Consider the following 12,227-nt stretch of genomic DNA (forward strand, 5'->3'; position numbering starts at 1 on the left):
GAACCAACGCACCCCATTGGATGGTCTCGGTCATCCTTGTCGTGAACGCCGCGACGGTCGTCCTCTGTCACGACCTCGACCCCCGTCACCATCACCCTGCTGATCCTCGCCGCCCTGGCCCACGTCACCGGCGAAATCCTCGAATCAGCCAGCGGGTGGTCCACCAGCTACGCCCTCGCCCCACCCGGCCTGATCGGCCAGTACCAGGGCGCCCACGCCATGGGCCGAGGCACCGGAAACCTCCTCGGCCCAACTCTCTTCACCGCCATCGCGCTCCCCCTGGGCCCCACCGGCTGGCTCCTGACCGCCACCCTCTTCACTGCCGCCGGCCTCCTGACCCCCGTCATCCTCCGACGAGCCCAGCCCGCCGTACCCGAGCATGAGACTGCCACGAGCTAGGCCGTTCGGGTTCTGGTGGTGAGGGTGAGGAGGAGGGCGGCGGTGGTGAGGGTGATGGCGAAGTAGATGGTGGTGTTGATGCCGGTGTGGTCGGCGAGGAGGCCGCCGAAGAGGGCGCCGAGGGCTATCGAGGTGTTGTACGCCATCGTGTTGAGGGACATCGCCGCTTCGAAGGTGTCGGGTGCGGCGGTTTGGGTGAGGTTGACCTGGGACAACTGCACGATGCCGAACGACATACCCCAGAGGACGAGCGTGATGACCTGACCCGCTGGTGAACTGCCGGCCAGCAGCAGTAACACCAGGGCTCCGGCGACGCCGGTGGTTCCCAGCATGAAGCTTGCGCGGGCGTTCCACGCGACCAGGCGGCCGCCGACGAAGTTGCCGGCGGCGGCAGCCGCGCCGTATGCCATCAGGACCGCGGTGATGAACGCCGGGCTCACCGACGATTCACCTTCCAGATAAGGCCGGACGAACGTGTACGCGCCGAAGTGCCCGAGCACGAACAGCATCACCATCACCATCACGAGCCGGAGCCGCGCGTTGTGTACCGGCAGCGCGAACACCGCGCGCACCGGAACCGCGTTGTCGGACGGCAGCGACGGGATCGCTGCCACCACCGCGATCAGCACGACCAGACTCAGGCCCGACCAGATCAGGAACGTCGTACGCCAGTCGGTGTGGCTCTCCACGAAGATCCCGAGCGGGATGCCGACCACGGCGGCGACCGAGATGCCGGACATGACGGTCGCGGCGGCCCGGCCGGCGTCGCGCGGCGCGACGAGCCGCATCGCCATGCTGACCCCGATGGCCCAGAACACCCCGCTCGCGAACCCCATCGACAGCCGGGTCGCCAGCATCAGCAGGAAGTTCGGCGCGATCGCGGTCACCAGGTTGCCGATGGTCAGCACCGACAGGAGTACGGCCAGCAGTACGCGGCGGTTGACCCGGCGGCTCCACGCGACGATGAACGGTACGCCGAGGCCGGCCGAGACGCCGTACAGCGTCACCATCAGGCCCGCGATGCCGACGGCGACGCCGAGACTGCTGCTCAGCGGGGTGAGCAGGCCGACCGGCATCAGTTCGGTGGTGAGGAACACGAACAGGCTGGCGGTGATCGCGGCGACCCCCAGCCAGGAGCGCGCCGTCGTGGCGCGCTCGTCAAGTACGACGGATTGATTGGTCACCCTGATAGCTTCCGGACCCGCGATCGATGAGTCCAACACATGTTTGTCACCACATCGATCGTGATTCAAGATAGATCCATGGAACTCCAGCAACTCCGGTACGTCGTCGCGGTGGCCGAGACGAGCAGCTTCACCCGGGCCGCCGAGCGCTGCCTGGTCGTCCAGTCCGCGCTGAGCCACCAGATCGCGCGGCTGGAACGCGAGCTCGGCGCCCGCCTGTTCGACCGCACCAGCCGCAGCGTCCGGCTGACAGCGGCCGGTACGGCGTTCCTCCCGGCCGCGCGGCAATGCCTGGACGCGGCCGAACGCGCCGCGGCGGAAGCAGCCGCGGCGGTCGGCATGGTCCGTGGCCGGCTCGCCGTCGGCCTGATCCCGACGGTCGCGGCGGTCGACATCCCGGCGGCGCTGCGCGACTTCCGCCGCGACTACCCGGACGTACGGATCTCGATGCGGGTCGGCGCGAGCGAGAAGCTCGCCGACCAGGTCAAGGAAGGTCTTCTCGACGTGGCGTTCCTCGGCCTGCCCACCAGCATCCAGCCGCGCGGCGTGGCAATGCGCGAGCTTGCCCGCGACCGCCTCGTCGCGGTCGTACCACCGGACCACCCGCTGGCCGCCGAGCCGACGGTCACACTGAAGCAGTTGGCGAGCGAACCGTTCGCGGACCTGCCGCCCCGTACCGCCGGACGACTGCAGAGCGACCAGGCCTTCGAAGCCGCCGGACTCGTCCGTGACGTCGCGTTCGAGGTCAGCACCGCCGAGTTGATGGCGCGGCTCGTCAGCGAACGGCTCGCCGTCGCGTTGTTCGCCTCGACGTACGCACCGCAGTTGCCCGGCGTCGCGACCGTCGAGATCGAGGACGCGCCGGACCGGGTCGAGTACGTCGTCTGGAGCGCGGCCGGCCGCTCACCCGCGGCGGCCGCGTTCCTCGCGCTCCTCGGCCTTACAAACTGAAAGCCGTGGTGTCCTCGTCGAACGGGCCCATCACGGTCAGCGCCGGGTTGGTCGCGTACAAGTCGGTGGCCAGGGCAGTGACGTCGTCCAGAGTCACCGAATCGATCCGGTGCAGGAGTTCGTCGACCGTCGGGAGCTCGCCGTAGACGAGCTCGGCCTTGGCGATCCGGGTCATCTTGGCGCCGGTGTCTTCCAGGCCCATCACCACCGAGCCACGCATCTGGCCCTTGCCACGAAGGAGTTCCTCGGGCGTGATGTTGCCGTTGGCAATTGATTCGAGTTCGGCGCGGATCACGTCGAGTACCTCGGGGGCCTTCTTCGGCAGGCAGCCGGCGTAGACGCCGACCATCCCGGCATCCGCGTACGCCGAGCCGAACGTGAACACGGAGTACGCCAGTCCGCGCTTCTCCCGCACTTCCTGGAACAACCGCGACGACATCCCGCCGCCGACGATGCCGTGCAGTACGCCGGCCACGTACCGCCGCTCGTCGCTCCGCACCAACCCCGGCATACCCAGTACGAGATGCGCCTGCTCGACGTCGCGATGATGCACCCGGACCCCACCGTACGTAGGCGTCCGCCGCGCCGCCGCCGCACGTACCGGCGCCGGCGAATCCTCGGCGGTCACCCAATGCCGCTCAAAAGCCTTACGGACAAGACGTACGACGTCCGCATGATCCACATTGCCCGCGACCGAGACGACGATGTTCGACGGCTTGTACCGACGCCGGTACCAGCCGGTCACCTGTTGCCGGGACAGTCCGGCGACCGATTCGGGCGTACCCGTGATCGACCGGCCGAGCGGCGACCTGCCCCACAACTGTTCCGCGAACAGGTCGTGGATGTGGTCCGACGTCTCGTCGGCGTGCATCGCGATCTCTTCGTCGATCACGTCCCGCTCGCTTTCCACGTCGGCGGACGTGAGCGTCGCGGAGGTGATCATGTCGCAGATGACATCGACCGCAAGCGGCAGGTCGGTGTCCAGCACCCGCGCGTAGTAGCAGGTGTACTCCTTGCCGGTGAACGCGTTCATCTCGCCGCCGACCGCGTCGATCGACGCCGAGATCTCCAGCGCGTCGCGCCGCTCGGTGCCCTTGAACAGCAGGTGTTCGAGGAAGTGCGTCGCGCCGGCCAGCTGCTCCGGCTCGTCGCGGGAGCCGACGCCGACCCACACGCCGAAAGTGACCGAGCGGAAGCCCGGTACGGACTGGGACAGAACCCGGAGCCCGGAGGGCAGGACGGTCCGTTTGACCGGACCGCCCGCCTCCGGGCTCAGCAGGGTGCTGGTGATCGCTCGGGTCACTCGGCGGACTCGAACGCCTTCTTCTCCTCGGTCGGCTTGCCGCCCTCTTCACCCTCGATCACCGGGATCAGCGAGAGCTTGCCGCGGTCGTCGATCTCGGCGATCTCGACCTGCAGCTTCTGGCCGACCGACAGCACGTCCTCGACCGCCTCGACCCGCTTGCCACCGGCCAGCGGACGCAGCTTCGAGATGTGCAGCAGACCGTCCTTGCCCGGCAGCAGGCTGATGAACGCGCCGAAGTTGGTCGTCTTCACGACCGTACCCAGGTAGCGCTCGCCCTTCTCCGGCATGGTCGGGTTCGCGATCGCGTTGATCGCGGCCCGGGCCGCCTCGGCCGACGGACCGTCGGTGGCGCCGATGTACACGGTGCCGTCGTCCTCGATCGAGATGTCGGCGCCGGTGTCCTCGGTGATCTGGTTGATCATCTTGCCCTTCGGGCCGATGACCTCGCCGATCTTGTCCACCGGGACCTTGACCGAGATCACCCGCGGCGCGAACTCGCTCATCTCACCCGGCGCGTCGATGGCCTTGGCCATCACGTCCAGGATCGTCAGCCGGGCGTCCTTGGCCTGGGTCAGCGCGCCCGCGAGCACGCTCGCCGGGATGCCGTCCAGCTTGGTGTCCAGCTGCAGGGCGGTGACGAAGTCCTTCGTACCGGCGACCTTGAAGTCCATGTCGCCGAACGCGTCCTCCGCGCCGAGGATGTCGGTCAGCGCGACGTACTGCGTCTTGCCGTCGACCTCACCGGAGATCAGGCCCATCGCGATACCGGCGACCGGCGCCTTCAGCGGGACACCCGCGTTCAGCAGCGACAGCGTCGAGGCGCAGACCGAACCCATCGAGGTCGACCCGTTCGAGCCGAGCGCCTCGGACACCTGACGCAGCGCGTACGGGAAGTCCTCGCGGGACGGGAGCACCGGAACCAGTGCCCGCTCCGCCAGCGCGCCGTGACCGATCTCGCGCCGCTTCGGCGAACCGACCCGGCCGGTCTCACCGGTCGAGTACGGCGGGAAGTTGTAGTTGTGCATGTAGCGCTTGCGCGTCTCCGGGGAGAGCGTGTCCAGCTGCTGCTCCATCCGCAGCATGTTCAGCGTGGTGACACCCATGATCTGGGTCTCGCCGCGCTCGAACAGCGCCGAACCGTGCACCCGCGGCAGGATGCCGATCTGTGCCTTCAGCGGCCGGATGTCGGCCAGCCCGCGGCCGTCGATCCGGACCTTGTCGGTGAGCACGCGCTGCCGGACCAGCTTCTTGGTCAGCGAGCGGAAGGCCGCGGACAGCTCCTTCTCGCGACCCTCGAAGTCGGCGGCCAGCTTGTCCACGGTGGCGGCCTTGACCGCGTCGGTGGCGTCCTCGCGCTCGTGCTTGCCGGCGATGGTCAGCGCCTGCGCCAGCTCCTCGGTCGCGGCGGCCTCGACCGCGGCGAACGCGTCGTCGGCGTAGTCCGGGAAGACCGGGAACTCGCCGGTCGGCTTCGCGGCCCGGGCGGCCAGGTCGGCCTGCGCCTCGACCAGGGTCTTGATGAAGCCCTTGGAGGCCTCCAGACCCTCGGCGACGATCTCCTCGGTCGGCGCCTGGGTGCCGGCCGCGACCTTCTCGAACGTACCCGGGGTGGACTCGGCCTCGACCATCATGATCGCGACGTCACCGGACTCGGTCACCCGGCCGGCCACCACCATGTCGAAGACCGCGTCCTCGAGCTCGGTGTGGGTCGGGAACGCCACCCACTGACCGTCGATCAGCGCGACCCGGACACCGCCGATCGGGCCGGAGAACGGCAGGCCCGCCAGCTGCGTCGACATCGACGCCGCGTTGATCGCGAGCACGTCGTACAGCTTGTCCGGGTTCAGCGCCAGGACGGTGATGACGACCTGGATCTCGTTCCGCAGGCCGGACACGAACGACGGCCGCAGCGGGCGGTCGATCAGCCGGCAGGTCAGGATCGCCTCTTCCGAGGGCCGGCCCTCACGGCGGAAGAACGAGCCCGGAATCCGGCCCGCGGCGTACATCCGCTCCTCGACGTCGACCGTCAGTGGGAAGAAGTCGAACTGGTCCTTGGGCTTCTTGCTGGCCGTGGTGGCCGAGAGCACCATCGTGTCGCCGTCGAGGTAGGCGGCGGCGGAGCCGGCGGCCTGCTGGGCCAGGCGGCCCGTCTCGAAGCGAATGGTGCGGGTGCCGAAGCTGCCGTTGTCCAGCACGGCCTCAGCGAATTCTGCGCCGTCCATCGGCGCGTTGGTGGATCCCGACACGGGATACCCCTCTCTCACAGTGTGACGACTGCGAGGCGCGAGCTTCCGGGGTGCCGGTCTTCGATCGAGGCCCGCGGGTCCGTCGCCAGCTGAGCTGGCCCGACCCGAAAGCCACTACCGAGGACCGGTCGTCCTCCCGCCACGCGCTTCGCGTCGCCTCGTTCGTCTACGTATTCAGTTGTCGCTATTCGGTTGTGTCCGCACCCGGGCGCGGATACGCCAAGAGCGGCCACCCGAGTCCGGGGGCCGCTCCTCGCGACGTCATCGACGAAGGCCGAGCCGCTCGATCAGGGACCGGTAGCGGTTGATGTCCTTCTTCGCCAGGTAGTTCAGCAGCCGGCGGCGCTGACCGACCAGAAGCAACAGGCCACGACGGCTGTGGTGGTCGTGCTTGTGCTCCTTCAGGTGCTCGGTCAGGTGCGAGATGCGGTACGTCAGCAGCGCGACCTGGACCTCGGGGGAACCGGTGTCACCCTCGGTCAGGGCGTACTCACCCATGATCTTCTTCTTCGTAGCAGCGTCAACAGCTGACACAGGCTTCCTCTCGATTTCCGTTGCGCGGCGCACCGGGGCATTCTCCACCCGAGCACTCTCGATCCGCGGCCGTTCAGACGGCAGCAGCCAGCGTATCAGTCCGTGGACGGCGCCCCTAATTGCCGGTGAGGATCCGGCGTGCCCCGTCGACGTCGGCCTTCATCTGTACGAGCAGCTCGTCGATGCTGTCGAAGCGGATCTGGGTGCCGCGCAACCGGGCCACGAAGTCGATCGCGACGGTCGCGCCGTACAGCTCCAGGTCGTCGCGGTCCAGCACGTACGACTCGACGCGGCGGTCGACGCCGTCGAAGGTCGGGTTGCTGCCGACGCTGATCGCAGCGGGCAGCGGCTCCGGGTACGCGGGTGCGCCGGGCGCGGACGTCAGTACGGTCAGCCAGCCCGCGTACACACCGTCCTGCGGGACTGCCGCGCCGGGGTCGGCCGGGATGTTCGCGGTCGGGTAGCCGAGCTCGCGTCCGCGCTTGTCGCCCTCGATCACCACGCCGGTGACCCGCGGCGGCCGGCCGAGCGCCACCGCGGCGGCCTCGACGTCACCGGCGGCGAGCCGCTCGCGCACATAAGTGGACGACCAGGGCTGCTGCTCCCCCGCCAGGCTCAGGCCCTCAACCTGGAAGCCGTACTGAGTGCCTGCCTGGACCAGCGTGTCGACGTGCCCGGCCGCCTTGTGACCGAAGCGGAAGTTCTGACCGACGACCACCGCCTTGGCGTGCAGCGCGTTCACCAGGACCCGCTCGATGAACTCCTCCGGCGACCAGCCCGACACCTCTTTGGTGAACGGGAGGATCAGCACCGCGTCGGCGCCGTGCTGCCCGAGCAGCTCGGCCCGCTGCTCCGGCCGGCTGAGCATCAGCGGCGCGTGGTCCGGCCGCAGCACCCGCATTGGGTGCGGGTCGAACGTCATCGCGACCACCGGCAGCCCGCCCAGCTCGGTCGCGCGCGCCTTGGCGTGCGCGAGCACCTCCTGGTGACCCCGGTGCACGCCGTCGAAGTTGCCGATGGTGACGACCGACGGCCCGAACTCCGGGCCGATCTCGTCCACTCCGTGCCAGACACGCATAGGAAGAGGATTCCATGCTTGTTGCTACCCCGCCCCACCGCCCCGGTCGGCCCGTGGGGACATTCCACGCAGCAGGTCCACGATCACCCCTTGTAATCGCAAGGTAACTCAACTTAAGGTGGGCCGCGCACTGCCGGAGCCTGGGGAGGTCTCGTGAAGCTACGCCGTCTGGTCGCCGCCTGCGCGGCCGTGACGCTGGTGGCGGGTATGCCGGTCGCCAACGCCGCGGCGACGCCTGGATTCGCCAAATACGTGGCGCTCGGCGACTCGTACACGGCCGCCCCGTTCGTACCGCTTCCCGACGTGCTGTCGCTCGGGTGCTTCCGGTCGTACAGCAACTATCCGAAGCAGCTCGCGGAGAAGTTGCACGTCCGCGAACTCACCGATGTCAGCTGTGGCGGCGCGGACACGACGAACATGACGAAGCCGCAGAGCACCCTGCTGGGTACGGCGGCGCCGCAGTTCGACGCCCTGACGCCGGACACTGATCTGGTCACGGTCGGGATCGGCGGCAACGACTTCGGCGTGTTCGGCAGCATCATCGGCACCTGCCCGGCGTTGCGCGCCTCCGATCCGGCCGGCGCGCCGTGCAAGGCGCACTTCACCGTCGACGGCGTGGACACGCTGCTGGCGAAGATCGCCCAGACCCAGACCCGGATCACCGGTGTCGTCGAGGGCATCAAGGCACGGTCGCCGAAGGCGAAGATCCTGCTGATCGGGTACCCGAAGATCGCGCCGGAGCACGGCACCTGCCCGTCGATCCTGCCGTTCGCGACCGGCGACTACGCCTACCTGTACTCGATCGAGCAGGCCCTGAACCAGGCCGTCGGCAATGCGGCGGCCGCGGGCGGCGCGACGTACGTCGACACCTTCGGCCCGTCCACCGGGCACGACGCCTGCGCGCCGGACGGTCAGGCGTGGATCCAGGGCAAGGACATCAACCTGCTCCGCGCGTTCAGCTACCACCCGCGTTACGAGGGTCAGGCCGGCGTGACCGCGCTGACCTACAAGACACTGACCGGCGTACCGGCCGTGGTGACCGCCGCCGAGCAGTCCGCCTGGGCCACTCAGGCGCGGAAGCTGGCCAAGCAGGCCGCCGCGGCACCACGCCTCGCACCCCAAGGACTTTCACCCCAGGCCGTCGAGGCCTCCCTGAACCGCGGACGGACCAGCGCGCAACGCTGACCCTTTCCAATCCGTACCGCGGACCTCGGGCCGAGCCACCTCACGCGTGGCTCGGCCCGCTGGCTTTCCGTACCAGTTCGCCCAGGGCCTGGCCCAGCGGCAGATCCACGCGGACGGTCGCGTACGGGTCGCCGCGGGTCAGTCCCTGGTTGATGATCAGCACCGGCGTACCGGCCTTGGCCGCGTACCGGACGAAGCGGAAGCCGGACATGACGGTCAGGGACGAACCGAGGACGAGGACCGCGTTCGCGTCGTCGATGAGCGAGTAGCAGCGCTCGACGCGGCTCTTGGGTACGTTCTCGCCGAAGAAGACCACGTCCGGCTTGAGTACGCCACCGCAGACCGTGCACGGAACGACCGTGAACGTCCGGACGACGTCGTCCGGGAGCTCGACGTCGCCGTCGGGGTTGATCCGGGTCGCTTCGGCCGTGAACGTACGGTTCGCGTCACGGAGGCGCTGGTCGAGGATCTCGCGCGGCGACGTCGTACCGCAGTCCAGGCAGATCACGCGGTCCAGGTTGCCGTGCAGCTCGATCACGTCGCGGGCGCCGGCGGCCTGGTGCAGCCCGTCGACGTTCTGGGTGATGACGCCGCTGACGAGACCGCGCGCCTGCAAGGTGGCGACGGCGGCATGGCCGGAGTTCGGTACGGCGCGGGCGATCGTACGCCAGCCGAGGTGACTGCGCGCCCAGTACCGCTGCCGGCCGGACTCGCCGGCCACGAAGTCGCCGTACGTCATCGGGGTGTGCGTACGCAGGCTGCCGGTCTCACCGCGGTAGTCCGGAATCCCGGACTCGGTCGACAGACCGGCACCGCTCAGTACGACGACTCCCCCGGCCGCGACCAGGCCCGCGATCGGCCCCACGTCCGTCGACCCCGGCTCCAACGCCAGCACCTCCGGGCCCGGGGCCCACTCCAACGTCGGACGAGAACGCACCCCACCAGCGTACCGGCGGCGATCAGGCTGCCCTTGTCTCCGCCTCGCGCGTGGCGGTCAGAGCGGGAACCAGCCGGTGCGGAACTTCCACGGCCGGCCGGCCTGGATGTGATCGACGACGGCGCGCTGCAGCGTCGTTGCCTGTGGCAACGTGTCGAGTTCCGCCAAGGGGCGCTTGAAGAGGAACTCGACGACGGTCCCGCTGTCGTCCTGGTCCGCCGCCGGCAGCAGCGCGAACCGCCGCTGGAAGCGGATGATGTTCGTACCGGCGTCCAGGTACTCGGTCAGCTGGGGATCGAGCACCCAGGAGACACAGGTGGCATACCGGTACTGTTCGTCGGCGTAATGCGCCCGGAAGAAGGCCCGCGCCCGGTCCAGGGCCGCGTCAACCGACTTCGGGGTGAGTCGCCCCTCCGGGATGTGCAGCCCGAGCACGGGTTCGCCCGGCCCGGGACCGCCCTGGTCGCGCGCGTCGAACCAGCAACGCTGGCGCTCGAAGTGCAAGCGGTCGAGCGCGTAGATGGCGCCGCGGAAGTGATGGGTGACCCAGTTCCGCGTATGCAGGCCGCCTTCGCCGTACAGCGCCCGCCGGTTCGCCATTTGCGCGCCGAGTACGGCGAGGATCGGCCACGAATCTTCGTCCGGGATGCCGCGATCGGCGTGGTAGGCGCGGACCGCGGGAAGGGTGGCGAGGAACGCCCACACGTAGACGAACCGGCCGACCGCGCCCGTCTCCGGTGGAAGATCCGGCCAGGGCGGCAACGGCCCGGTCGTACCCATCCCGCGTACCAGCTGGTGATGGCACCGTTCCAGCAGCCACCACAGCGCGGCGTCACGCACTGGATCGGGTTGACTCGCCAGCGTGTCGCTCTGGTCGTCGTCGCCCAGCTCAAGCCGACCGAGTACGCCGTCCAGGCCGGCCAAGTTGATCGGTACGGGCGGCGGGCCGAGCTCCGCGAGCACCCGTAGGTGCGCCAGCGCGGCACCGCTCAACCCCAGTTCGGCCGCGACCCACGCGACCTCGGCGTCGGCGTCTGCTCCGATCATGGACGGCTCCAATCCTGTCGGTTACCTGACATCTCAACTGATTGGGCAGGACCACTTGTCACCGCGCCGATCACACCATGTAATGGGGCCCCACGGCTCCACGACGTGCCTCCTTCGGCAGTAAAGGGATGACATGACGACAACGCTCCCGGCCTTTCCCGATCTCGGCGAGAACCCGCTCGACACCTGTATCCGGCTCCGCGAGATCGGTCCGGTCGTCGAGGTCGAGTTCCCCGGCGGCGTGCCCGCCTACCTGGCCCTGACCCACAACGCGGTCCGGGAGATCCTGGCCGGTGACAACACGACGTTCCTGCGCGATCCGCGGCACTGGCCCGCGCTGCACGACGGCACGATCCCGGCGGACTGGCCGCTGCGCGCGATCATTCAGGGCGGCCACCTGGCCACCGTGGACGGCGGCGATCACCGGCGGCTCCGCGGCCTGGTCGGCAAGGCGTTCACCCCGGCCCGGGTACAGATGCTCGAACCGCGCATCCAGGCGATCATCGACGGTCTGCTGGACGACGTGGTGGCAGGCGGTGACGCGGTCGATCTGGTGCCCGCGTTCACCGAAGCCCTGCCGATGTGGGTGATCTGCGAGCTGTTCGGCGTACCGAGCGAGGACCGGTCGCGGCTACGGAACTGGACGTCGACCCTGCTCGCGCACACGACTCCGCCGGAGCAGGCGTTCCAGGCCCAGAACGAGCTGCAGGCCTACCTGCACGCGCTGGTCGTACGCAAGCAGCAAGAGCCGACCGATGACCTCACCAGCGCTCTGGTCAAGGCCCGCGACGACGGTGACGCGCTCAGCACCGACGAGCTGGTCGGCATCCTCTGGCTGATGCTCGTCGCCGGTCACGAGACCACGGTGCACCTACTCGGGTACGCGATCGTGGCGCTGGCGCGGAACCCCGATCAACTCGCCAAGGCCAAGGCGGAGGACCGCTGGGCGGACGTCGTCGAGGAGACATTGCGCTACCGGCACTCGGTGATGATGACGTCGTTCCGGTTCACCGCGGCGGACGTGACCGTCGCGGGCGTGGACATCCCGAAGGGCAGCGCGGTCGGCGTCGTCTACCAGTCGACCGGGATCGACGAGGACGAGTACGGCGAGTCCGCGAACCGGTTCGACATCACCCGGGTCCAGACCGGCCACCTCGGCTTCGGGCACGGACCGCGGTACTGCATCGGCGCGCCGCTCGCCCGGCTGGAAAGCCGCCTGGCCCTGGCCAGCCTCTACCGCCGCCTACCGGACCTGACCCTGGCCATCGACCCGGACGACATCCCGTACTCCCCGTCCTTCTTCACCATCGGCCCACTCACCGTCCCGGTCAGCCTCGGCCCGGTCCGCCACTAGCGGCCG

General features: G+C 69.1%; 10 protein-coding genes. 3 read left to right on the forward strand and 7 right to left on the reverse strand.

All coding sequences use genetic code 11. The features are described 5' to 3' along the window. Positions 1 to 395: 395 nt before the first annotated feature. Positions 396 to 1,583, reverse strand: coding sequence for an MFS transporter (locus HDA44_RS11520; protein WP_337905859.1), 1,188 nt, complete (start codon positions 1,581 to 1,583; stop codon positions 396 to 398). Between the two features lie 78 nt (positions 1,584 to 1,661). On the opposite strand from HDA44_RS11520, the gene HDA44_RS11525 reads away from it, so the two are divergent. Next, the gene (locus HDA44_RS11525) at positions 1,662 to 2,534 is read left to right on the forward strand and encodes a LysR family transcriptional regulator (protein WP_184833653.1); all 873 of its coding nucleotides are present in this window, start codon (positions 1,662 to 1,664) and stop codon (positions 2,532 to 2,534) included. Here the strand turns inward: HDA44_RS11525 and HDA44_RS11530 are convergent. The 4 genes from HDA44_RS11530 to HDA44_RS11545 form a co-directional block, all read right to left on the reverse strand. After that, entirely contained in the window at positions 2,524 to 3,837 is a 1,314-nt protein-coding gene (locus HDA44_RS11530) for an insulinase family protein (protein WP_184833655.1), read from the reverse strand. The two genes, HDA44_RS11525 and HDA44_RS11530, sit on opposite strands and share 11 nt — an antisense overlap. Continuing rightward, the gene (locus HDA44_RS11535) at positions 3,834 to 6,062 is read right to left on the reverse strand and encodes a polyribonucleotide nucleotidyltransferase (RefSeq protein ID WP_184833657.1); all 2,229 of its coding nucleotides are present in this window, start codon (positions 6,060 to 6,062) and stop codon (positions 3,834 to 3,836) included. The genes HDA44_RS11530 and HDA44_RS11535 overlap by 4 nt, the downstream gene beginning before the upstream one ends. Positions 6,063 to 6,347: 285 nt before the next feature. Continuing rightward, positions 6,348 to 6,620, reverse strand: coding sequence for a 30S ribosomal protein S15 (rpsO, locus tag HDA44_RS11540; protein WP_184833659.1), 273 nt, complete (start codon positions 6,618 to 6,620; stop codon positions 6,348 to 6,350). 115 nt (positions 6,621 to 6,735) lie between these two features. Next, complete coding sequence (locus tag HDA44_RS11545; RefSeq protein ID WP_184833661.1) at positions 6,736 to 7,698, reverse strand: bifunctional riboflavin kinase/FAD synthetase; 963 nt, start codon at positions 7,696 to 7,698, stop codon at positions 6,736 to 6,738. Between the two features lie 153 nt (positions 7,699 to 7,851). Here HDA44_RS11545 and HDA44_RS11550 point away from each other — a divergent pair, with 153 nt between their 5' ends. Continuing rightward, on the forward strand, positions 7,852 to 8,883 hold the full coding sequence (locus HDA44_RS11550) for an SGNH/GDSL hydrolase family protein (protein WP_337905861.1): 1,032 nt from the start codon (positions 7,852 to 7,854) through the stop codon (positions 8,881 to 8,883). Positions 8,884 to 8,923: 40 nt separating this feature from the next. On the opposite strand, the gene HDA44_RS11555 is transcribed toward HDA44_RS11550, so the two are convergent. Both HDA44_RS11555 and HDA44_RS11560 read right to left on the reverse strand, forming a co-directional pair. After that, the gene (locus tag HDA44_RS11555; protein ID WP_184833663.1) at positions 8,924 to 9,820 is read right to left on the reverse strand and encodes an NAD-dependent protein deacetylase; all 897 of its coding nucleotides are present in this window, start codon (positions 9,818 to 9,820) and stop codon (positions 8,924 to 8,926) included. A 57-nt stretch (positions 9,821 to 9,877) separates the two neighbouring features. Next, a complete protein-coding gene (locus tag HDA44_RS11560; protein ID WP_184833665.1) occupies positions 9,878 to 10,867 on the reverse strand; it encodes an acyltransferase domain-containing protein in 990 nt (329 codons plus the stop codon). Between the two features lie 133 nt (positions 10,868 to 11,000). Here HDA44_RS11560 and HDA44_RS11565 point away from each other — a divergent pair, with 133 nt between their 5' ends. Continuing rightward, complete coding sequence (locus HDA44_RS11565) at positions 11,001 to 12,221, forward strand: cytochrome P450 family protein (RefSeq protein ID WP_184833667.1); 1,221 nt, start codon at positions 11,001 to 11,003, stop codon at positions 12,219 to 12,221. Positions 12,222 to 12,227 lie beyond the last annotated feature (6 nt).

This window comes from Kribbella solani (genome assembly GCF_014205295.1).
Classification (GTDB): domain Bacteria; phylum Actinomycetota; class Actinomycetes; order Propionibacteriales; family Kribbellaceae; genus Kribbella; species Kribbella solani.

Bases quoted from the DNA above. Each gene is read 5' to 3' on its own strand.
- HDA44_RS11525 (WP_184833653.1), top strand. From the start codon at position 1,662: ATGGAACTCCAGCAACTCCGGTACGTCGTCGCGGTGGCCGAGACGAGC.
- HDA44_RS11535 (WP_184833657.1), bottom strand. From the start codon at position 6,062: ATGGACGGCGCAGAATTCGCTGAGGCCGTGCTGGACAACGGCAGCTTC.
- HDA44_RS11545 (WP_184833661.1), bottom strand. From the start codon at position 7,698: ATGCGTGTCTGGCACGGAGTGGACGAGATCGGCCCGGAGTTCGGGCCG.
- HDA44_RS11560 (WP_184833665.1), bottom strand. From the start codon at position 10,867: ATGATCGGAGCAGACGCCGACGCCGAGGTCGCGTGGGTCGCGGCCGAA.
- HDA44_RS11565 (WP_184833667.1), top strand. From the start codon at position 11,001: ATGACGACAACGCTCCCGGCCTTTCCCGATCTCGGCGAGAACCCGCTC.